The 20,675-nt window shown below is 61.1% G+C and carries 23 protein-coding genes; 20 read left to right on the top strand and 3 right to left on the bottom strand.

Annotation, left to right across the window (positions count from 1 at the left end; genetic code table 11):
* Nucleotides 1-52: 52 nt before the first annotated feature.
* From fabD to A7D21_RS21145, 18 genes are all read left to right on the top strand, one after another.
* On the top strand, nt 53-991 hold the full coding sequence (gene fabD, locus A7D21_RS21230; RefSeq protein ID WP_053257562.1) for an ACP S-malonyltransferase: 939 nt from the start codon (nt 53-55) through the stop codon (nt 989-991).
* A 24-nt stretch (nt 992-1,015) separates the two neighbouring features.
* Nucleotides 1,016-1,759, top strand: coding sequence for a 3-oxoacyl-ACP reductase FabG (fabG, locus tag A7D21_RS21225; protein ID WP_010566560.1), 744 nt, complete (start codon nt 1,016-1,018; stop codon nt 1,757-1,759).
* 192 nt (nt 1,760-1,951) lie between these two features.
* The gene (gene acpP / locus A7D21_RS21220) at nt 1,952-2,188 is read left to right on the top strand and encodes an acyl carrier protein (protein WP_010165887.1); all 237 of its coding nucleotides are present in this window, start codon (nt 1,952-1,954) and stop codon (nt 2,186-2,188) included.
* A 128-nt stretch (nt 2,189-2,316) separates the two neighbouring features.
* The gene (fabF, locus tag A7D21_RS21215; protein WP_053257561.1) at nt 2,317-3,561 is read left to right on the top strand and encodes a beta-ketoacyl-ACP synthase II; all 1,245 of its coding nucleotides are present in this window, start codon (nt 2,317-2,319) and stop codon (nt 3,559-3,561) included.
* Complete coding sequence (gene pabC / locus A7D21_RS21210) at nt 3,561-4,376, top strand: aminodeoxychorismate lyase (protein ID WP_053257560.1); 816 nt, start codon at nt 3,561-3,563, stop codon at nt 4,374-4,376. The genes fabF and pabC overlap by 1 nt, the downstream gene beginning before the upstream one ends.
* Before the next feature lies 1 nt (nt 4,377).
* Nucleotides 4,378-5,580: an endolytic transglycosylase MltG gene (gene mltG, locus A7D21_RS21205; protein ID WP_069552627.1), complete on the top strand. Its 1,203-nt coding sequence runs from the start codon at nt 4,378-4,380 to the stop codon at nt 5,578-5,580.
* A 19-nt stretch (nt 5,581-5,599) separates the two neighbouring features.
* Entirely contained in the window at nt 5,600-6,232 is a 633-nt protein-coding gene (tmk, locus tag A7D21_RS21200; protein ID WP_053257558.1) for a dTMP kinase, read from the top strand.
* Entirely contained in the window at nt 6,225-7,214 is a 990-nt protein-coding gene (locus A7D21_RS21195) for a DNA polymerase III subunit delta' (RefSeq protein WP_069552626.1), read from the top strand. Before tmk ends, A7D21_RS21195 begins: the two co-directional genes overlap by 8 nt.
* A 77-nt stretch (nt 7,215-7,291) precedes the next feature.
* Nucleotides 7,292-8,077: a TatD family hydrolase gene (locus tag A7D21_RS21190; protein ID WP_053257556.1), complete on the top strand. Its 786-nt coding sequence runs from the start codon at nt 7,292-7,294 to the stop codon at nt 8,075-8,077.
* Between the two features lie 445 nt (nt 8,078-8,522).
* On the top strand, nt 8,523-9,191 hold the full coding sequence (locus tag A7D21_RS21185; protein WP_053257555.1) for a TetR/AcrR family transcriptional regulator: 669 nt from the start codon (nt 8,523-8,525) through the stop codon (nt 9,189-9,191).
* Between the two features lie 139 nt (nt 9,192-9,330).
* Nucleotides 9,331-10,299 (top strand): GTP 3',8-cyclase MoaA, encoded by a 969-nt coding sequence (locus A7D21_RS21180; protein ID WP_053257554.1) that lies wholly within the window; start codon nt 9,331-9,333, stop codon nt 10,297-10,299.
* Nucleotides 10,300-10,430: 131 nt separating this feature from the next.
* Nucleotides 10,431-11,036: a DUF4823 domain-containing protein gene (locus tag A7D21_RS21175; RefSeq protein ID WP_053257553.1), complete on the top strand. Its 606-nt coding sequence runs from the start codon at nt 10,431-10,433 to the stop codon at nt 11,034-11,036.
* 26 nt (nt 11,037-11,062) lie between these two features.
* Nucleotides 11,063-11,623 (top strand): DUF1285 domain-containing protein, encoded by a 561-nt coding sequence (locus tag A7D21_RS21170; protein WP_053257552.1) that lies wholly within the window; start codon nt 11,063-11,065, stop codon nt 11,621-11,623.
* 70 nt (nt 11,624-11,693) lie between these two features.
* Nucleotides 11,694-12,407 (top strand): GntR family transcriptional regulator, encoded by a 714-nt coding sequence (locus A7D21_RS21165; protein WP_053257551.1) that lies wholly within the window; start codon nt 11,694-11,696, stop codon nt 12,405-12,407.
* Entirely contained in the window at nt 12,404-13,405 is a 1,002-nt protein-coding gene (locus A7D21_RS21160) for an ADP-ribosylglycohydrolase family protein (protein ID WP_069552625.1), read from the top strand. Before A7D21_RS21165 ends, A7D21_RS21160 begins: the two co-directional genes overlap by 4 nt.
* A gap of 189 nt (nt 13,406-13,594) precedes the next feature.
* Nucleotides 13,595-15,061, top strand: a complete 1,467-nt coding sequence (locus A7D21_RS21155) for a cytosine permease (RefSeq protein WP_053257549.1) — start codon at nt 13,595-13,597, stop codon at nt 15,059-15,061.
* Nucleotides 15,054-15,971 (top strand): PfkB family carbohydrate kinase, encoded by a 918-nt coding sequence (locus A7D21_RS21150; RefSeq protein ID WP_069552624.1) that lies wholly within the window; start codon nt 15,054-15,056, stop codon nt 15,969-15,971. The genes A7D21_RS21155 and A7D21_RS21150 overlap by 8 nt, the downstream gene beginning before the upstream one ends.
* A 25-nt stretch (nt 15,972-15,996) precedes the next feature.
* Nucleotides 15,997-16,725 (top strand): class I SAM-dependent methyltransferase, encoded by a 729-nt coding sequence (locus A7D21_RS21145; protein WP_069552623.1) that lies wholly within the window; start codon nt 15,997-15,999, stop codon nt 16,723-16,725.
* Nucleotides 16,726-16,982: 257 nt separating this feature from the next.
* Here the strand turns inward: A7D21_RS21145 and A7D21_RS21140 are convergent, their stop codons facing one another.
* The 3 genes from A7D21_RS21140 to A7D21_RS21130 all read right to left on the bottom strand — a co-directional run bounded on the left by A7D21_RS21140 (nt 16,983) and on the right by A7D21_RS21130 (nt 18,929).
* Entirely contained in the window at nt 16,983-17,249 is a 267-nt protein-coding gene (locus tag A7D21_RS21140) for a hypothetical protein (RefSeq protein ID WP_053257546.1), read from the bottom strand.
* 51 nt (nt 17,250-17,300) lie between these two features.
* Nucleotides 17,301-17,648, bottom strand: a complete 348-nt coding sequence (locus A7D21_RS21135) for a hypothetical protein (RefSeq protein ID WP_053257545.1) — start codon at nt 17,646-17,648, stop codon at nt 17,301-17,303.
* Nucleotides 17,649-17,732: 84 nt separating this feature from the next.
* A complete protein-coding gene (locus A7D21_RS21130) occupies nt 17,733-18,929 on the bottom strand; it encodes an MFS transporter (protein ID WP_069552622.1) in 1,197 nt (398 codons plus the stop codon).
* A 189-nt stretch (nt 18,930-19,118) separates the two neighbouring features.
* Between A7D21_RS21130 and A7D21_RS21125 the strand changes: the two genes are divergently transcribed.
* Nucleotides 19,119-19,598: a GNAT family N-acetyltransferase gene (locus tag A7D21_RS21125; protein ID WP_069552621.1), complete on the top strand. Its 480-nt coding sequence runs from the start codon at nt 19,119-19,121 to the stop codon at nt 19,596-19,598.
* A 237-nt stretch (nt 19,599-19,835) separates the two neighbouring features.
* Entirely contained in the window at nt 19,836-20,657 is an 822-nt protein-coding gene (locus A7D21_RS21120) for an SDR family oxidoreductase (RefSeq protein ID WP_069552620.1), read from the top strand.
* Nucleotides 20,658-20,675 lie beyond the last annotated feature (18 nt).

The raw sequence follows: 20,675 nt of genomic DNA, 5'->3' as shown, positions 1-20,675 counted from the left end.
CCCACCGTAGGGGCACGCATTTTTGACGACCAGATCATTAGGGGCTTGTTACATGTCTACATCCCTCGCATTCGTCTTTCCAGGGCAGGGTTCGCAGTCCCTCGGCATGTTGGCCGAGCTGGGCGCGCAACATCCGCTGATCCTGGAAACCTTCAAGGAAGCTTCCGATGCCTTGGGTTACGACCTGTGGGCACTGACCCAGCAGGGGCCGGAAGAGCAACTCAATCAAACCGATAAAACCCAGCCGGCCATCCTGACCGCTTCGATCGCCCTGTGGCGCTTGTGGCTGGCGGAAGGCGGCGCGCGCCCGGCTTACGTGGCCGGTCACAGCCTGGGCGAATACAGCGCCCTGGTGGCTGCGGGCAGCCTGACCCTCGCTGAAGCGGTCAAGCTGGTTGAGCGTCGTGGTCAGTTGATGCAAGAAGCCGTTCCAGCCGGGCAGGGCGGCATGGCCGCTATCCTGGGTCTGGACGATGCCGTCGTGATCGAGGCCTGCAAAGAAGCGGCCCAGGGCGAAGTGGTCAGCGCAGTGAACTTCAACTCCCCTGGCCAGGTGGTGATCGCCGGTGCCAAGGCGGCGGTTGAGCGTGCCATCGAAGGCTGCAAGGCCCGTGGCGCCAAGCGTGCCTTGCCATTGCCGGTGAGCGTGCCGTCCCATTGTGAGCTGATGCGCCCGGCTGCCGAGCGTTTTGCCGAGTCCATCGCCGCCATCAATTGGAAGGCGCCGCAGATCCCGCTGGTGCAGAACGTCAGCGCGGCCGTGGCCGCCGACCTCGACACCCTCAAGCGCGACCTGCTGGAGCAACTCTACAAGCCGGTGCGCTGGGTCGAGTCGGTCCAGACCCTGGCTGCCAATGGCGCCACCGAGCTGGTTGAGTGTGGCCCGGGTAAGGTCCTGGCCGGCCTGAACAAGCGCTGCGCCGACGGCGTATCCACCGCTAACCTCAATACACCTGACGCCTTCGCTGCCGCTCGTGCGGCGCTGGCCTGAACCCTGAAATTAGGAGAAGCCTGCATGAGTCTGCAAGGTAAAGTTGCACTGGTTACCGGCGCCAGCCGTGGTATTGGCCAGGCGATTGCCCTCGAACTGGGCCGTCAGGGCGCTGTTGTGATCGGCACCGCCACTTCCGCCTCCGGCGCTGAGCGTATCGCCGCGACCTTGAAGGAAAACGGCGTGCAGGGCACCGGCCTTGAGCTGAACGTGACCAGTGATGAATCGGTTGCAGCGGTATTGGCCCAGATCACTGCACAATTTGGCGCGCCGGCTATTCTGGTAAACAACGCCGGTATCACCCGCGACAACCTGATGATGCGCATGAAAGACGACGAGTGGTACGACGTGGTCGATACCAACTTGAACAGTCTGTTTCGCCTGTCCAAGGGGGTTTTGCGCGGCATGACCAAAGCGCGTTGGGGTCGAATTATCAATATTGGCTCCGTAGTGGGTGCCATGGGCAACGCAGGCCAAGTAAACTACGCAGCCGCCAAAGCCGGTCTGGAAGGTTTCAGCCGTGCATTGGCACGTGAAGTCGGTTCGCGGTCGATTACGGTCAACTCGGTGGCCCCAGGGTTCATCGACACCGATATGACCCGTGAACTGCCGGAAGCACAGCGTGAAGCGTTGCTGACACAGATTCCGCTGGGCCGTCTGGGCCAGGCTCAAGAGATCGCGAATGTGGTCACTTTCCTGGCATCCGACGGTGCGGCATACGTGACTGGGGCTACAATCCCGGTGAACGGCGGGATGTACATGAGTTAAATTGTGACGGATCGCTTCAAAAAAATGTCATACGAGCTGTCTAAAATCCGTTATAAAGCTGCAACTTAATTTATAGGCAGGTGGCCTGCCGGGTACAAGGGTGAAGCTTTCAGTTGAAAAGCTGAAAAGGCTTTCTATACACTTACCCACTGGCCAGCTGCCTGAATTTGTCCATTAGGAGTTAAACAAGGTATGAGCACCATCGAAGAGCGCGTCAAGAAAATCGTCGCCGAGCAACTGGGCGTTAAAGAAGAAGAAGTGACCAACACTGCTTCCTTCGTAGAAGACCTGGGTGCCGATTCCCTTGACACCGTTGAGCTGGTGATGGCTCTGGAAGAGGAATTCGAGACCGAAATCCCGGACGAAGAAGCTGAAAAAATCACTACCGTTCAAGCTGCTATCGACTACGTTACTAGCCACCAGGCGTAATAGTTTGTAGTCGTCGCTTGCTGTTAGGGAAAAACCGCACTGCTGTAACGGCGTGCGGTTTTTTCTTTAGCTCTGAAGCAAAGTGAGCTCTGAAGCAAAGTGTCGTCATCAAGAAAAAGGAGAGTGCTGTGTCGCGTAGACGCGTCGTAGTCACCGGTATGGGTATGTTGTCGCCACTGGGTACGGATGTGCCGAGCAGTTGGCAGGGCATTCTTGCTGGCCACAGTGGTATTGGTCTGATCGAACACACGGACCTTTCTGCCTATTCCACCCGTTTTGGCGGCTCGGTAAAGGGCTTCAATGTCGAGGAATATCTCTCGATCAAAGAATCCCGCAAACTCGACCTGTTCATTCAATACGGCCTGGCAGCCGGTTTTCAGGCGGTGCGTAATGCCGGCCTGGAAGTGACCGACGCCAACCGTGAGCGCATCGGCGTGGCCATGGGTTCGGGTATTGGCGGTTTGACCAATATCGAAGAAACCAGCCGCACCTTGCACGATTCCGGCCCCCGTCGAATTTCACCGTTCTTCGTGCCGGGCTCGATCATCAATATGATTTCCGGTTTCCTGTCGATCCACTTGGGCGCACAGGGACCTAACTACGCCATTGCCACGGCGTGCACCACAGGCACGCACTGCATCGGCATGGCCGCACGTAACATTGCCTATGACGAAGCCGACGTGATGATCGCCGGTGGCGCCGAAATGGCCGCCTGCGGGCTGGGCATGGGCGGCTTCGGCGCGTCCCGTGCACTGTCGACTCGCAACGATGAGCCGACTCGCGCCAGTCGTCCGTGGGACAAGGGCCGTGACGGCTTTGTACTGTCCGACGGTGCCGGTGCGCTGGTACTGGAAGAGCTGGAGCACGCCAAGGCGCGTGGTGCCACGATCTACGCCGAGCTGATTGGCTTTGGTATGAGCGGCGACGCCTACCACATGACCTCGCCACCGGCCGACGGTGCCGGTGCTGCACGTTGCATCACCAACGCTTTGCGTGATGCGAAGGTCAACCCTGACCAAGTGCAGTACATCAACGCCCACGGCACCTCGACCCCGACCGGCGATTTGGCGGAAGCCGAAGCCATCAAGTCGGTGTTCGGCGAGCACGCGTACAAGCTGGCAGTCAGCTCCACCAAGTCCATGACCGGCCACTTGTTGGGTGCGGCGGGCGCGGTCGAAGCGATCTTCAGCGTGATGGCGATCAAGGATCAGGTCGCTCCACCGACCATCAACCTTGATGAGCCGGACGAAGGCTGCGACCTGAACTTCGTGCCTCACGAAGCGCAGCCGATGCCGATCGACGTGGCGATTTCCAACTCGTTCGGTTTCGGTGGCACCAACGGTTCGCTGGTGTTCCGCCGGTTCGCTGAGTGATGCACAGCTGGGTCGACGGTCAGCCAGCGGACAACGTGCCCCTGAAAGATCGCGGCCTGGCGTATGGCGACGGGTTGTTCGAGACCATCGCCGTAAAGGCCGGGCAGCCTGTGCTGCTCGACCGTCACCTGCAACGCCTCGCTGAGGGTTGCAGGCGGCTCGCCCTGGTTGCGGATCAAGCGCTGATCCGCAGCGAGGTGTTGGCGTATGCCGCCGCCCTGGGCGACGGCGTACTCAAGTTGATCCTCACCCGTGGCGACAGCCTGCGCGGTTATGGCATCAACCCCGGCGCTCCGGTGCGCCGTATCTTGCAGGGCGGTCCGCCCGCAACCTATCCCCATGCTCACGGAGCCGACGGCATCCGCCTGTTTCCGTGCGCGACTCGCTTGGCCGAGCAGCCGTTGCTGGCGGGTCTCAAGCACCTTAATCGTCTCGAACAAGTGATCGCCCGCGCTGAGTGGCAAGATACCGAGCATGCCGAAGGCTTGATGCTGGATATCTCCGGACGCGTCATTGAGGGCGTTTTCAGCAACCTGTTCCTGGTGCGCAACGGCCTGTTACTAACCGCTGATCTGAATCGTTGTGGCGTTGCCGGGGTGATGCGCGCGGAAGTTCTGGCACAGGCGCAGGCGCTGGGCATCCCGTGGGCCGTGGCCGACATCAGCCTTGAGCAGTTGCAGCAGGCTGACGAAGTCTTTGTCTGCAACAGCGTTTATGGCATTTGGCCGGTGCGTGGCTGCGCTGCGATGAGCTGGTCGGTTGGGCCACTCACCCGTAAACTGCAGGGCATTGTTCGCGCGCTATTGGATATTTGAGTTGATACGAAAACTGGTTTTACTGCTGCAAATCGGCCTGGTCTCGGCAGGCTTGCTGCTGGGCTTCTCTGCCTGGAAGCTCGACTCTGCCCTGAAGCAGCCCCTGAATCTGACCCAGGAACAATTGCTCGATGTGCCTGCCGGGTCGACCCCGACGGGCACCTTTAATCGCCTTGAAGCTGACGGCGTACTTGATGGTGCGTTCTGGTTACGTCTTTACTGGCGCTTCAACCTCGATGGTCAGCCGTTGCACAGCGGCGAATACCGCATGACTCCTGGCCTGACCGCGGAGGGCTTGATCGGCTTGTGGCAGCGCGGCGAAGTGGTGCAATACAGCCTGACGCTGGTCGAAGGCTGGAACTTTCGGCAGGTACGGTCGGCTCTGGCCAAGCACGAAAAGATCGTGCAGACCTTGTCGGGCCTGAGCGATAGCCAAGTCATGGACAAGCTCGGTCACCCTGGCGTGTTTCCTGAAGGGCGCTTCTTCCCTGATACCTATCGCTTCGTGCGCGGCATGACCGATGTCGAATTCCTGAAAAAGGCCTACAACCGCCTCGACGACGTCCTCGCCCAGGAGTGGAGCAAGCGCGCCGCCGATGCGCCGTACACCGACCCTTACCAGGCGCTGATCATGGCTTCGCTGGTGGAGAAAGAGACCGGCGTGCCGGAAGAGCGCGGGCAGATCGCCGGCGTCTTCGTGCGCCGCATGAAGATCGGCATGCTGTTGCAGACTGACCCGACGGTGATCTATGGCCTGGGTGAACGCTACAACGGCAAGTTGACCCGCGCCCATCTCAAGGAAGCCAACCCCTACAACACCTACATGATTGCCGGCCTGCCGCCGACGCCGATCGCGATGGTCGGCCGCGAGGCGATTCACGCCGCGTTGAACCCGGTGTCGGGCAGTAGCCTGTATTTCGTCGCCCGGGGCGATGGCAGCCATATTTTCTCCGATGACCTGGATGCGCATAATGCCGCCGTGCGTGAGTTTCAGCTCAAACGCCGGGCCGACTATCGCTCCAGCCCGGCGCCGGTGGTGAAACCATCGGAAGACCCGGCGGCGCCTGCCGATGCTCCGGCTCAAGCGCCGCTGGTGAAACCATCGGAAGACTCGGCGCCACCTGCCGATGCGCCGACTCCAGCGCCGCTTGAACAACCGACCGAGCCTGCGCCGGCCACCGCTGCGCCGCAAAGCCCGCAATGACTCTGACTAAGGACTGCCTGTGACTGGCTTGTTTATTACCCTGGAAGGCCCGGAAGGCGCCGGCAAAAGCACCAACCGCGATTACCTGGCCGAGCGCTTGCGCGCCGAGGGCGTTGAAGTGGTGCTGACCCGTGAGCCCGGCGGCACGCCGTTGGCCGAACGCATTCGTGAAGTGCTGTTGGCCCCAGGTGAAGAACAGATGAACCCGGACACCGAGCTGCTGCTGGTGTTTGCTGCCCGTGCCCAGCACCTGGCTGAAGTGATCCGCCCGGCACTCGCGCGCGGTGCGGTGGTGATTTGCGATCGGTTTACCGATTCCACCTACGCCTACCAGGGCGGTGGCCGTGGCTTGTCGCTGGCGCGCATCGCTGCACTGGAAACTTTCGTTCAGGGCGATGTGCGCCCTGACTTGACCCTGCTGTTCGATCTGCCGGTGGAAGTCGGTATGGCCCGTGCCAGTGCCCGCGGTCGCCTGGACCGCTTCGAGCTGGAAGGGCGTGCGTTCTTTGATGCCGTGCGCGCTGCATTCCTCACGCTCGCCAAGGCTGAGCCGGCACGTTATTCCGTGCTGGACGCGGCCCAACCGCTGGCCCAGGTACAACAAGCCATTGATGCGCTGCTACCTCAACTCCTGGAGCGCGCCCGTGGCTGAAGCCTATCCATGGCAGGACAGTCTCTGGCAACAATTGGCCGGCCGCGCCCAGCATGCCCACGCCTATTTGCTGCACGGGCCGATTGGTATCGGCAAGCGTGCACTCGCCGAGCGCCTCATGGCCAGCCTGTTGTGCCAGCGCCCGGTTCATCTGGAAGCCTGCGGCGAGTGCAAATCCTGCCTGTTGCTCAAGGCCGGAAGCCACCCCGATAACTACTTGCTGGAACCCGAGGAAGCCGACAAGGCGATCAAGGTCGACCAGGTGCGTGACCTGGTCAGCTTTGTGGTGCAGACCGCACAGATGGGCGGGCGCAAGGTGGTCCTGGTCGAGCCGGTGGAAGCGATGAACATCAACGCCGCCAACGCCTTGCTCAAGAGCCTGGAAGAACCCTCGGGCGATACGGTGCTGTTGTTGGTGAGCCATCAGTCCAGCCGCTTGTTGCCGACCATTCGCAGCCGCTGTGTCCAGCAGGCCTGCCCTTTGCCGAGCGAAGCCTTGAGCTTGCAGTGGCTGGCCCAGGCGCTGCCTGAGTGCTCGCAGGAAGAGCGCGTCGAGCTGCTGACCCTGGCCGCCGGCTCGCCGCTGGCTGCCGTGAAGCTGCAAGCCCAGGGCGTGCGCGAGCAGCGTGCGCTGGTGGTGGAGGGCGTCAAAAAGCTGCTCAAGCAAGAGCAGTCCGCGACGCAACTGGCCGAAGGCGCCTGGAAAGACATTCCCTTGTTGTTGCTGTTCGACTGGTTCTGCGACTGGTCGAGCCTGATCCTGCGCTACCAGTTGACCCAGGATGAAAGCGGCTTGGGCCTGCCGGATATGCGCAAGGTGGTGCAGTACCTTGCGCAGAAAAGCGCGCAAGACAAGGTGTTGAATATCCAGGACTGGATTCTGGCCCAGCGCCAGAAGGTTCTCGGCAAAGCCAACCTCAACCGCGTGCTGCTGCTTGAAGCGCTGTTGGTGCAGTGGGTCGGCTTGCTCGGCCGGCGTTAATTTCAGTGGCCGACGGGTGTATCGTTGGCCGCCTACTTTCCGTGACTCAACTTTCCGGACTCAAGTCGTAACTTCCTATGCTCGTAGATTCCCATTGCCACCTTGATCGCCTCGACCTTGCCCAGCACGGCGGCTCCCTCGATGCCGCCCTTGAGGCAGCGCGCCAGCGCGGAGTAGGGCACTTCTTGTGCATCGGCGTGAGCGCCGAAAACGCTGCCGACGTCAAAGCACTGGCCGACCGGTATGCCGATGTCGATTGCTCGGTAGGCATCCACCCGCTGGACCTCAAGCCCGGTGAAGCGCCGGCCCTCGATTGGCTATTGGGCGAACTCAACCACCCGCGAGTGGTGGCCATTGGCGAAACCGGCCTGGATTATCACTACGAGCCGGAGGCCGCCGAGTTGCAGCAAGCCTCGTTTCGCCTGCACCTGCACGCCGCGCAGCAAACCGGCAAGCCGGTGATCGTCCACACCCGTGGCGCCCGCGCTGACACGCTGACCCTGCTGCGTGAAGCGGCGTTGCCCCAGGCCGGCGTGCTGCATTGCTTCACCGAAGACTGGGACATGGCCAAGGCCGCCCTGGACCTGGGCTTCTACATTTCCCTGTCCGGTATTGTCACCTTCCGCAACGCCGACGCCCTGCGCGACGTTGCGCGTCAGGTGCCGGCCGACCGCCTGCTGGTGGAAACCGACTCGCCGTACCTGGCGCCGATTCCCCATCGCGGCAAGCCGAACCTGCCGGAATATGTGCGCGACGTGGCGGATTACCTGGCAATGCTGCGGGGCGAGTCGTACGAGCGCTTTGCCGAGCAGACCACCGCGAACTTCAAGCGGTTGTTCCCGCTGGCCCACGTCGCAGGGTAAGGCAGGCAAATCGCAGGCAAAAAAAACCCGGGTTCTGGGGGGTGAATCCGGGCTAAGACCATTAGGAGTAAAACAAGGGCACGCAGTCCGTCGGTACCCAGGTCGACGCGTCACTTGGGGGAGATGCCACGCCGACAGTTCAAGTATTGATCAGTATCCGATTCAGTCCAGTCGCATCTGATCGTTTTTTAAACAGATTTGGAATACGCGCGCTTCGCTTGAGTTCTCATTGCGCAGGTGCACAGGGGCAGTTGTTGCGTATTATTTCTGACTGGCAGCGAGCAAATCGTTGGCGTGTTGAAAGTAAAGTGCGTTGCGGGTTCACATAGACGTTGCCCAACGACCGTTCAGTCGGGATAATCCCTCGCATCGGGTAAATCGTATCGCCGCGTATCCGTGGCCCTGCGCAACCCTCCCTATTTCGACCTTTGCAGACCTCTTCCTCATGCACAAAGAACCCCGTAAGGTCCGTGAGTTTCGCCGCCGTGAGCAGGAAATTCTCGACACCGCACTCAAGTTATTCCTTGAACAAGGTGAAGACAGTGTCACCGTCGAGATGATTGCGGATGCCGTGGGTATCGGCAAAGGCACGATCTACAAGCACTTCAAATCCAAGGCGGAAATTTACCTGCGCCTGATGCTCGATTACGAGCGCGACTTGAACGAACTGCTGCATTCGGCTGATGTGGACAAGGACAAGGAAGCCCTGTCGCGCGCCTACTTCGAGTTCCGCATGCGTGATCCGCAGCGCTATCGCCTGTTCGACCGCCTGGAAGAGAAGGTGGTCAAAGGCCATCAGGTGCCGGAAATGGTCGAGGAGCTGCACAAGATCCGCGCCTCGAACTTCGAACGCCTGACCTTGCTGATCAAGGGCCGCATCAGCGAAGGCAAGCTTGAAGATGTGCCGCCTTATTTCCACTATTGCGCCGCCTGGGCGTTGGTGCACGGCGCGGTTGCGCTGTACCACTCGCCGTTCTGGAGCAATGTGCTGGAAGATCAGGAAGGTTTCTTCCAGTTCCTGATGGATATCGGCGTGCGCATGGGCAACAAGCGCAAGCACAGCGCTGAACTGCCAGGCGCTGAACCGAAGAGCGGCGACGCGCCTGCCAGTTAAGCTATTCCTGACAGTGATGGCGCAATCAATTACTGCCAGTTGCAGTACCCCAGGAATATACTCAGGCAAGGACCTTGCTAAAAGTTGATTTATAAGTCAGCTTTTAGATCGCCCGTACAATCCTCTGCCGGAGTGATCCATGATCGTTGATCGTCAAGGCAGGCGGTTTCGCAATTTGCGGATCAGCCTGACCTCAGCCTGCAATTACGCGTGTACCTACTGTGTGCCCAACGGCAAACGGTTGGTGGCTGCCCAGGACGAACTCTCGGCCGAGGCCATGGCCCGTGGTGTGGCTTATCTGATCGAAGCGGCGGGCATCGAGCGCCTGCGCATCACCGGCGGCGAGCCGCTGGTCAGCCCCAAGCTGGAAGCCTTCATGGGCGCGGTGGGCGGGATGGGTCTCAGTGATATCAGCCTGACCACCAACGGCCAACTGCTCGCCCGCAAACTGCCACTGCTGGTGGACGCCGGCATTCGCCGCATCAACGTGTCCCTCGACACGTTGGACGCCGACGCTTTCCGCAGCATCGCCCGTGGCGGCGACTTGGCCACCGTGCTGGACGGCATGGACCAGGCCCGCGCTGCCGGGATCAAAATCAAAGTCAATATGGTGCCGTTGCGCGGGCAGAACCTCGACCAGGTGATGCCGTTGCTCGACTACTGCCTGGAGCGCGGCTACGAGTTGCGTTTTATCGAGCTGATGCGCATGGGGCATCTGGCCAAGGACTCCAATGCGTTCCTGCAGCAATTTGTCAGCCTGCAGCAATTGCTCAGCCTGATCGGCGAACACCACGAATACCTGCAAGCCAATGCCCCGGTGGACGCCACTGCGGTGCGTTACGAAGTGCCGGGCAAAGGCTTTTTCGGCGTGATTGCCAACGAAAGCGTGCCGTTTTGCCGGACCTGTTCGCGCCTGCGGCTGTCATCCACCGGCTGGTTGCATGGCTGCCTGTCGTCGAGCAATCGTCACTACGTCGGCGACCTGCTGGACAAACCGCGTCACCAGGCTTTACCGGCCTTGCAAGGCTTGTTGGTGAAGGCGTTGGGCGATAAGCAGGAAGTGGCCTTCTCCGGTGGTGCGACGATCATGAAGATCATCGGCGGCTAGCCCAAACGTGCGCCGAACCCTGTGGCAACATGCCTGCTCGCACATTTGTTGTGTGTAGTTCTTGGATGGCGCGGATTCTGCATCTTGTGCCCATTCGCCGGTTTTCCGTCACCGGCTTTTGGAGGATTGGGATGCGTAGTCTGGTTTTGTTGCTGGCGTCGTTGACGCTGAGTGGTTGCATGACCGTCAGCGATATGGCCGAAGGCACCCGCTATCAGATGAGCGACGCCGGGTTGCTGGACCACAGTGATACCCGCCGTACTGCGTCCGTTCGCATACAGCCGGACTCCTTTGTCTTTATCGCCCAAGGCGCTTTCGTACCGCCGGGCAGTGCCTACCCGCGACCTAACGTGGTGGCCGAAGAGGCCTTTAACGGCTTCGTCGAATATTTCCCCATGGTGCGCCGCGCCCGCCAGCCTGAAGGCCTGGAACAAGCCATGGCCGAAGCGCGTGCAGCGGGTGCGCATTACCTGCTGTATTGCCGTTTTGCGGCGGCCGATGACCGTATCGGCAATGCCGATGAGTGGACCGATCAGCAGGCATTGGACCGCGTAGGGATCGACAGTGGCGTCATCCAGATCATGTTGATCGAGACCAGCACCCAGTATTTGATTGATACTGCACGTATTCGCAGTCGTGGCGGTTTACTGACGTTCCATGACAACAAGCCAGAAGACCTGATTGCCCGCCCGCTGGCGAAGTACGCCCGAGGCCTGCTGGGCATGAGTGATCAGTAACCTCACAGGTAAATAAGGGAGAACCCATGACCGATTCCGCCAAGGCCAATGATCTATTGGCTCAACTGCCCAAGGGCAAGGGGCCGGCACCGGTGCATCTGTGGAACCCGGCGTTTTGCGGCGATATCGATATGCGCATCGCCCGCGATGGCACCTGGTTTTATCAGGGCACGCCGATTGGGCGTAAGCCGATGGTCAAGTTGTTCTCCAACATCATTCGCCGCGACGGCGATGCGTATTTTCTGGTGACGCCGGTGGAAAAGGTCGGCATCACCGTCGATGATGCGCCGTTTGTCGCGTTAACCCTTGAAGTCGAAGGCCAGGGCGAAAGCCAGGTACTGCGCTTTACCACCAATGTCGACGAACAGGTCGAAGCCGGGCTGGAACACCCGTTGCGCGTGGTGATCGACCCGGTCACCCAAGAACCCGCGCCTTATCTGCGGGTGCGCACCAACCTCGAAGCCCTCGTGCATCGCAACGCCTTTTACCAATTGGTCGAGTTGGCGGTCAGTCGTCCGATCAACGGTCAGAACTGGCTTGGCGTATGGAGCGGCGGGGAGTTTTTCCGCATTGGCCTTGAGCCTTAAGGCGGGTTTTTTCATCGCGCTGAAATAATTTACTTGCTGGCACTGGACGCTTTCGGTTATCAATTTGTACATGATTAGACATGTCCGATTTGATAAGAAAAAACGCGTCGTCGACGAGCTCATCCGCCGTATCGAGGGCGGAGTGATGGCCGACGGTTTCCTGCTGCCGGGCGAGCATCAGTTGGCCGAAGAGTTCGCGGTCAGCCGTGGCACGCTGCGCGAAGCCTTGGCTGAACTCAAACGGCGCAACTATATCGCCACCCAGAGCGGCGTCGGCTCCATCGTCACCTTCGACGGCATGGTGCTCGACCAACGCAACGGCTGGGCCCAGGCCCTGGCGGATACCGGCGCGCGGGTCATCACTGACATCCTGCGTCTGGAGGCGGTGACCCGTCCCGACCTGCTCAGCCGATTCGGCAGTGACCAATTCATCGCCCTCGACCGCCGTCGGCGCACCACGGACGGCACTGCCGTGTCCCTGGAGCGCTCGCTGATGCCCGCTGCCGGTGGCCTGGAAGGCTTGCCGCGCGTGGGCCTGATCGACGATTCCCTGACCATTACCCTGGCCGCTTACGGTTATATCGGCGCCGAAGGTGACCAATGGATCGGCGCCGAGCCCCTCAGCGATGCAGACGCTGAGTTGCTCGGTCGCGCGCCCGGCACCGTGTTTCTCAAGGCCTCGCGCACCACCTACGACCGCCGCGAGCGCTTCATGGAGTACGTCGAAAGTCTGCTCGACCCGCTGCACTTTCGCCTGCATCTGCAGTTTGGAGCGTCAAAATGACCTCGGCAAATCGCGCCCTTGGCGCCTTCTACGGTCTGGCCCTGGGCGACGCTCTGGGCATGCCGACCCAGTCCCTGAGCCGCGAGCAGGTGCAAAAGCGTTTCGGTGCCATCACCGCCCTGGAAGACGCCGACGCCGACCAACCCATTGCGCCAAACATGCCGGCCGGCTCCATCACCGATGACACTGAACAGGCGATCCTGGTCGGCGAGTTGCTGGTGGAAGGCGCAGGCAAGATCGAGCCGACGGTGCTCGCCCAGCGCCTGATCGATTGGGAAGCCGTAATGCGCGCCAAGGGTTCGCAGGATTTGCTCGGCCCGTCGACCAAGCGCGCAATCGACATGATCCTCGCCGGCCACACCCCGGAAGAGTCCGGGCGCTACGGCACCACCAATGGTGCTGCGATGCGCATCACGCCTGTGGGGATTGCCGCGGATGTCAGCGATCCGGCGCAGTTTATCCAGGCGGTGATCCAGGCGTGCCAGGTCACTCACAACACCAGCCTGGGGATTTCCAGCGCGGCGGCCGTTGCGGCGGTGGTCTCGGCGGGTATCAACGGGGTGGATCTGGGGGAAGCGCTGAACATCGGCACCCAAATCGCCCAGCAGGCCGAAGGCCATGGTCACTGGGTTGCCGGTGGACGCATTTCCACCCGCATCAGTTGGGCGCGGACTTTAAGCGTCGGCAGCGGCGACAAAGCCCTGTTTGCCGACTTGCTGTACGAACTGATCGGCACCTCCGTCGCGTCCCAGGAGTCGGTGGTGGTGTCGTTTGCCCTCGCGCAGCAAGTGGCGGTGGGCGCGATGAATGCCTTTGAGGCCCTGTGCCTGGCCGCCAGCCTGGGCGGCGACACTGACACCATCGCCGCGATTCTCGGCGCCATGTTGGGCGCGTGCCTGGGGATGCAGTGCTGGCCTGAAGCAATGATCGAGCAGGTCAAGGCCGTCAACGGCCTGGATTTGCAGCCGTTGGTGCAGGGGCTGCTTGATCTGCGCTAAGCACCGCAGCTCAAGGTGGGAGCGGGCTTGCCCGCGATAGCGACCTGTCAGTCACTGATGCATCAACTGGAAGGCCGCTATCGCAGGCAAGCCAGCTCCCACATTAAATCGTAGGTGAGTCAGGACGACCGGTTAAAGCTTTGAGTATCTGCCACAACCACAACAATACAGGCACCAGGAGCACCCCTCATGAGCACCCCTTCTTCCGGCCAAAGCGCCGGGCAACTGGAAACACGTGGTATCGAACCGGTCCCGGAAAGCGAGTGCAACGGCCACCCGCTGCAACTGTTCTGGGTGTGGTTTGCCGCTAACATCAGCATCCTCGGCTTGCCGCTTGGCGCGACGTTGGTGGCGTTTCGTGGCTTGGCAATCTGGCAGGCAATCATCGTCGCCATTCTCGGCGCTGCCGGCTCCTTCGCGGTGGTAGGCATCATCTCCATCGCCGGCCGGCGTGGGCGTGCACCGAGCTTGACCCTGTCGCGCGCGATTTTCGGCGTGCGTGGCAATATCGGCCCGACTCTGGTGTCGCTGATGTCGCGCCTGGGCTGGGAAACCGTCAACACCACCACTGCAGCCTTCGTGCTGCTGTCGCTGTGTTCGATCCTGTTCCATTCGCCGGTCGAGGCGAAAAGCGCACCAGTGCTGACACTGATATTCATCGCCATTTTCGTGCTGCTGACCTTGTCTGTTTCCGGCCTGGGCCACGCCACGCTGCTGGTGATTCAGAAGTGGGCTACCTATGTATTCGGTGGGTTGAATATTCTGGTCGGCGGCTTCCTCTGCGCAACCATCGACTGGAGCGCGGTGTTCAATGCCACCCCGGCGCCGCTGAGCGCGATGATCATCGGCGTCGGCACCATGGCCGCCGGCACCGGTATCGGTTGGGCCAATGCCGGTGCCGACATGTCGCGCTACCAGCACCGCAGCGTCAAGGCCGCGCGCCTGGTGGCCTCTGCCGCGTTTGGTGCGGGGATTCCGTTGGTGCTGCTGATCACCCTTGGCGGCCTGCTGTCGGTCGGCAACAACGACCTGGCCTCGGCCACTGACCCGATCATCGCGATCCGCGACATGCTCCCTACCTGGATGGCCGTGCCGTACCTGATCACCGCGTTTGGTGGGCTGCTGCTCTCCAACAACCTTTCGGTGTATTCGGCGGGCCTGACGACCTTGACCCTCGGCTTGAAGGTCAAGCGCGTGCACGCGGTCATCGTCGATATTGTGGCGATCTTCGCCGGTTCGATTTACTTCATGCTGATCGCCGACAGCTTCTATGGCCCGTTCATCACCTTCATCTCGCTGCTGGCAGTACCGATCACCGCGTGGGTCGGGATCTTCGTGGTCGACCTGATTCACCGCCACTACTACAGCGCCAAGGACCTGTTGGACGTAAGCCCAAGCAGTGCCTATTGGTACCGTGGCGGCGTGGAGTGGCGTGCATTCGGCGCCTGGGCGGTGGCGATCGTGTTGGGTTTCAGCTTCACCACTATCGGCACCACCGCCGAAAACATCTGGTTCGCCGGGCCATTGTCCGACTCCTGGCTGGGCCACAACGGCCTGGGCTGGATTGTCACCTTCCTGGTGGCCGGCGGTAGTTATGCCGTAATGGGCGGCGCGGCCGACCGTCGTTCAGCGTTAGTAGAGAGCCCCAATGTCTAGATTGCTGCACACCGGCCAGGTCATCGTCGACCTGGTCATGGCCCTCGATACCTTGCCCGCGACGGGCGGCGATGTGCTGGCGCAATCGGCCAGTTTCGAAGCCGGCGGTGGCTTCAACGTGATGGCAGCCGCGCGGCGCAATGGTTTGCCGGTGGTCTACCTCGGGCGCCATGGAACAGGGCGCTTCGGCGACCTGGCCCGCGCGGCCATGCAGGCCGAAGGTGTGGAGATGGTTCAGGAAGCCAGCGACGATAAAGACACGGGTTTGTGTGTGTCGCTGACTGAGGCCACCACTGAGCGCACCTTCATTTCCCACATCGGCGCTGAAGGTGACTTGAGGGCTGAGGATTTGGCCGGCGTGTTACCGCGCGCGGACGATTATGTGTACGTCAGCGGCTACAGTTTGTTGCTCGAAGGCAAGGCCCAGGCCTTGCTCCATTGGCTGCTGGCGCTGCCGCGTGAAATCACCGTGGTGTTCGACCCGGGGCCGTTGGTCAAGGCGCCGGATTCGGCCTTGATGACTGTTTTGCTGCCGCGTATCGATATCTGGACCAGCAACGGCCCGGAAGCCCTTGCGTTTACCGGCGCCGGGACGCTGGCCGAGGCGCTGCTGGCGCTCAATCGTCACCTGCCCGCCGAAGCCTTGCTGGTGGTGCGCGATGGGCCCAATGGCTGCTGGGTGAGCCGTCAAGGCAAGGCGGAGCATGTGCCGGGTTTCAAGGTGCACGCGGTGGACAGCAACGGCGCTGGCGATGCCCATGCCGGTGTGTTTCTGGCCGGGTTGGCCAAGGGCTTGGCGCCTGCTGCGGCGGCACGCCGGGCCAATGCCGCGGCAGCGCTGGCGGTCACGCGCTGGGGCCCGGCGACGTCGCCCGGGGCTGACGAAGTGGATGCATTGTTGGCAAAATAGGCGGTCCTCAGCACGGAGCAACGCAATGACGCAGAATATCTACGACACGCCCGCCTTCTTCGAGGGCTACAGTAAGATGGGCCGCTCGGTCGAAGGCCTGGCCGGTGCGCCGGAGTGGCCTGCGTTGCAGGCACAGCTGCCAGCGATGGCTGGCTTGAGCGTGGTGGACCTGGGCTGTGGCTATGGCTGGTTCAGTCGCTGGGCTCAGGAGCAGGGCGCTGCGCACGTGCTCGGTCTGGACGTGTCGCACAAGATGCTGGCGCGGGCCAAAGAGATGACCTCGGCAGCGGGTATCACCTACACGGTTGCCGACCTGGAGCAACTTGACCTGCCGGCGGCCTCATTCGATCTGGCCTACAGCTCCCTGGCGTTCCATTACATCGTCGACCTCAAGGGCCTGTTCGAGCGTATCCACCAGGCGCTGGTGCCCGGCGGGCGACTGGTGTTTTCCATCGAGCATCCTATTTTCATGTCACCGCGCAATCCTGGGTGGCTGGTCGATGATCAAGGCCGAAAAAGTTGGCCGGTGGATGGCTATCAAATCGAAGGGCCACGCGTCACCAACTGGCTGGCCGATGGCGTGATCAAGCAGCACCGTACGCTGGGCACGTTGCTCAATCTGTTGATTCAGGCGGGGTTTGCGTTGAGTCATATCGAGGAGTGGGGCCCAAGCGAAGCGGACCTGATGGCGCGGCCAGAACTGGCGGAAGAACAAGAGCGCCCGATGATGCTGCTGGTGTCGGCACACCGCTGATCTCACTGGCAACTCAGCTCAACCTGTGGGAGCGGGCTTGCTCGCGAAGGCGCGGTGTCAGTCGACATCTTGGTTGACTGTCACTGCGCATTCGCAAGCAAACCCGCTAGCACAAGGGGGTTGAATGGCTGATCTTTCTCACGCTTCGATACGCGCAGCCTTGCGCGCCTGTCTGGCGGTATCGGTGGCTTTGCTTGCAAGCGGCATTGCACTACGGCCACTGGCCCTGTCGCCAGGGCCAGGCCAGGCAACATGCATCAGTGACGGCTTTCACCTTCCAATTTGCGCGCCTCGTCCACACCGGACGCGGTCAGCTTGATCGGCAGGTTCAACGAATATTCACCGGCGTCGTCGGTGGTCACATGCCCATCCTTGATAAGCCCACGGTCCTGCAGGAAGGCCAAGACACTGGCAACCTCCTTCTCGCCGCGGTAGTTATCCAAAACCTCCTTGCCCAAACCGTGCGGGTGGGCGTGCAGCAGGCGGGTGAGGACTTCTTTTTCAAGGTTTCTATCGACGTTCATGTGTACCTCTTCACTGGGAAATGATCGGGTGTCAGTGCTGCTATCGATGCATTAAGGCGCGGGTTGTTTCGGTGCGCCGGGGATGTTGTTGTCATCGCCTTTATTGACCTTCGGCTCATTGCTGATACCAGGGCCCATTTTGCCGTTGCCCACCGCTGCCGGTGCCTGGCGTTGGGTATCGTTGCCTTTGGTGCGTGGGTCAGCGCCGTTGTCGATGATCGCGCCACCATTGGTGTCGAGGCCGGTCCCCATCGAATTCTGGGATTCCTGGGTGGCAGGGCTTGGCGGGCTGCCGACGGGGTCAGTCTTGCCGGTCGACGAGGTCGCGGCGAAGGCGTTCAGCGAGGCGGCGGACAGCAGACCGGTGAGGGCGAGGGCGGCAAACTTGGAATGCTTCATGGGGTGTCTCCATATGATTAATGTCCTTACCCTTGATTGGTCCGCGCCCGTTTCCGGTTCGTGCCTTGATGGCGACGAACGGTATCAAGTTACCTGTAAGATTTTATGTGCCAAGCGCTGGCGCCAGATCAACCGCGCCACCGTGATCAGCCAGTTGAGCACGGCCACGCCCAGCACACTCGCCAGCAGCGTCGGCAGGCCGTAGTCGACGATGAGCTTGCCGGCCAGCCAGGGAAACCCGAACACGCCGATAAAGTACGCCAGGCTGAACAGCAGCAATGCCTGGGACGTAGTGCCGGGCGGCGCCTCGCTGGCCACCAGTCCATTAATCACGGAATACGTGAGGCCATAGCCCACCCCCAACATGGCAGCCGCCAGCAGGTAGCTGAAGTTACCGCTGACACCAAATGCAAACAGTGCGATAGCGCCGAGCATGATCCCGGATAACACACAGGCGGCCCGGTAGGCATCACGCTTGACCACGTGGCCGGCGATCAACAGGCGGCTGGTGATGGCGGCACTCAGGAACCCGGCGAAAAACAACGAATAGTCCAACCCATGGGCCGCTGCATAGCTGGTCTGGAACGATGACAGCCCGCCAAATACACAGCCACCCAGGCCGACCATCAGGATCGCGAATGCAGCTTTGGATGACAGCACTCGACGGCTGGAGGCCCAGGAAATCCTCGCTGTGGGCACATTTGCGTGATGGTTGAGGTGTGCGCCCAGGCGCCAGAACATCACGACGCCCGCGAGGCTGGCGAACCCCGCAATATAGAAGGCCGTTGTAAGCGGCAGGTCCAATGCACTGGCGGCGCGCCCGAGCAAAGGGCCGGCACCGATCCCGCTCAACATGCTGCCCGACAGCAGCGCAAAGTATTTGGCCCGCTGAGGGGGCGCCACCAGCAGTGTCACGATGATCGGGCCCAGGGTGTAGAACACGCCCCAGCCCAACCCCAGGGACAGCCCGAACAGCATCAGGCCTTGACCAACACCCGGCGTCAGCGCAAACCCAAGGCTGGCCACCACCAGCAACACGCCCATCCCCGCGATAGCCCGTGCCGCGCCCACGGCATCGGCCAGATGCCCGCAACACACCACCGCCACAAACGTGCTGAGCATCGCCATGGAAATCACGCTGCCGGCATCATGCTCGTTCCCGCCGCGCGAATGAACCAGCAGCGACAGCAGAAACGTCGAGCCGTAGGACAGTGACAACAGGAAGCTGGCTAGGCAGAACAGCGCGAATGTCTTCGCGCCCACCGCGGGCGTGGCGTGCATGAGCAAGTCTCGAATCGTTGGATTGATGCGCTCTGTTTAGCATGCACGGCCCGGCGGATTGTTCTGTGGTTGGTGGTGCTCGGGTTACCGCGCGACGGAGTAAAGCGCCCCGGTCACCGCGAAATTGCACTGCAATCCGTCATCAAACCGCCTTAATATGTGGGCTTTGAATTTGCCCAAGAGCCGCCCATGACCATCGAGATTCGCCCCGCCGTGCCCAGCGATGCTGCGCAGATCCTGACGTTCATCACCGAGCTTGCCGCGTACGAAAAGGCCCGACATGAAGTGATCGCCAGTGTGGTGGATATCGAGCGCAGCCTGTTCAGCGAGGGTGCCACCGCCCATGGCCTGATCTGTTCGCGGGACGGCTTGCCGATTGGCTTTGCGGTGTTCTTTTTCAGCTATTCCACGTGGTTGGGCAGCAACTGCCTGTACCTCGAAGACCTCTATATCAACCCCGAGCAACGCGGCGGCGGGGCGGGCAAAAAGCTCTTGCGCCACCTCGCCAAGATTGCCTGTGATAACGGCTGCGGGCGGTTTGAATGGAGCGTGCTGGATTGGAACGAGCCGGCGATTGCCTTCTACAAATCGATCGGCGCCCAGCCGCAGGAAGAGTGGGTGCGCTACCGCATGGAAGGTGACGCGCTGCGCGATTTCGCCATCGGCTGAAACCCTGCGTCGTAAACACTGAAGATCAACCTGTGGGAGCGGGCTTGCTCGCGAATGCGGTCGTTCAGCCAATGATTGATTGACTGACCCGGCGCATTCGCGAGCAAGCCTGCTCGCACATTTTTTTGAGTTTATTCCAATATATGGGATGCAAATTTATATATTGAGATATTTCAAATGATGGGTTTATAGTCGGCTGCATCAGCACTCACTACCAAAAATAAAACAGGTGAAGCGATGCAGCCCCAACCGTTGTCATTACCCGCCGTACCCGCGCCTACCTATGGCGAGCGGTTGAAGCACAAAGTGGTGATCATCACCGGTGCCGCCCAAGGCATTGGCGAGGCGATCGTCGCCTGTTTCCAGGCTCAGCAGGCACGCCTGGTGATCGCGGATATCCAGGCCGAAAAAGTCGAAAAAGTCGCCGCGCATTGGCGCGAACGCGGTGCGCAAATCGTCGCGCAAGCGGTCGACATCACCTCCAAAGAGCAGTGGCAGTCGCTGGTCAACCTGGCCATTGAGCGCTTTGGTCGCGTGGATGTGCTGGTCAATTGCGCAGGCGTTAACGTGTTCCGTGACCCCTTGCAGATGACCGACGAAGACTGGCGCCGCTGTTTCGCCATTGACCTTGATGGCGCCTGGTTCGGCTGCCGCACAGTGTTGCCCTTGATGATCGAGCAGGGCATCGGCAACATCATCAACATCGCCTCCACCCATTCCAGCCACATCATCCCCGGCTGTTTTCCCTATCCCGTCGCCAAGCACGGCCTGCTCGGGCTCACGCGCGCCCTGGGCATCGAATACGCGTCCAGGGGCATCCGCGTAAATGCCATCGCCCCTGGGTATATCGAAACTCAGCTCAATGTCGATTACTGGAACGGTTTTCCTGACCCGCACGCCGAGCGTCAGCGCGCCTTCGATTTGCACCCGCCCAAGCGTATCGGCCAGCCGGTAGAGGTGGCGATGACGGCGCTGTTCCTGGCGACTGACGAAGCGCCGTTTATCAATGCAACCTGCCTGATGATCGATGGCGGGCGTTCTGTGATGTACCACGACTAAATCCAACAAGAGGTGGTT

Source organism: Pseudomonas sp. AP19 (genome assembly GCF_001728855.1).
Lineage (GTDB): Bacteria > Pseudomonadota > Gammaproteobacteria > Pseudomonadales > Pseudomonadaceae > Aquipseudomonas > Aquipseudomonas fluorescens.
This window is presented reverse-complemented; position numbering and strand designations above follow the sequence as displayed.